The organism is Streptomyces phytophilus, from assembly GCF_013870535.1.
Lineage (GTDB): Bacteria > Actinomycetota > Actinomycetes > Streptomycetales > Streptomycetaceae > Streptomyces > Streptomyces phytophilus.
In genome coordinates this window covers 1-1011 of sequence record NZ_JACBXC010001736.1, presented here as the reverse complement: position 1 = coordinate 1011, position 1011 = coordinate 1, and the positions used below count along the sequence as shown (strand labels likewise).

At 73.2% G+C, this 1011-nt stretch carries 1 protein-coding gene; it reads left to right on the top strand.

The genetic code is table 11. The features are described from left to right. Positions 1-1011 (top strand): MMPL family transporter (locus H5J30_RS35625; RefSeq protein WP_181791919.1); only part of this gene is annotated, 1011 nt, incomplete at both ends.

Genomic DNA, 1011 nt, shown 5'->3' with positions numbered 1-1011 from the left:
GCCGCGTCACCAAGCGCCCCGCGGTCTCCGCGCTCGGCGCGCTCGTCGTGCTCCTCGCCCTGGCCGCCCCCATCCTCGGCATGCGCACCTGGCCGCAGGACGCGGGCAGCCAGCCGGACTCCAACACCACCAGGCGCGCGTACGACCTGGTGGCCGCCGAGTACGGCGAGGGCGCCAACGGCCCGCTGCAGATCGCCGTGGACCTCACCGCGGTACCGGCGGAGAACCTGCCCGCGCTCGGCGAGGACATCGCCGCGACCGACGGCGTCGCCGCCGTGTCGCCGCCCAGCTTCAACGAGGTCCGCGACGCCGCCGTCATCGCCGTCACCCCCACCACGGGGCCGCAGGACGAGCGCACCCAGGACCTGCTGGACGAGCTGCGCGCCGACGTGCTGCCACAGGGGGCCGAGGCCACCGGCGTCGTCGCGGTGTTCGCCGACATCTCCGACCGGCTCGCCACGCGGCTGTGGGTGGTGGTCCCGTTCGTCGTCGGACTGTCGCTGGTGCTGCTCACCGTGCTCTTCCGGGCCCCGGTGGTGGCGCTGAAGGCGGCGGTGATGAACCTGCTGTCGGTCGGCGCGGCCTACGGCGTGATGACCGTGGCCTTCCAGACCGACACCGGCGCGCAACTGCTGGGCCTGCCGCACAGCGTGCCGGTGTCGAGCTGGGTGCCGATCCTGATGTTCACCATCCTGTTCGGCCTGTCCATGGACTACGAGGTCTTCCTGCTCTCCCGGATCCGGGAGGACTGGCTCGCCACCGGCGACGCGCACGGCAGCGTCGTCCGCGGCCTCGCGGCGACCGGGCGGGTCATCACCAGCGCGGCGGCCATCATGATCGCGGTGTTCACGGGCTTCGCGATCGACCCCGACGTGACGGTGAAGATGATCGGCGTCGGCATGGCGGTGGCGGTGCTGGCGGACGCGACGGTCGTCCGCATGGTGCTGGTGCCGGCGACCATGACGCTCCTCGGGCGGGCGAACTGGTGGCTGCCGCGCTGGGCGGACCGGC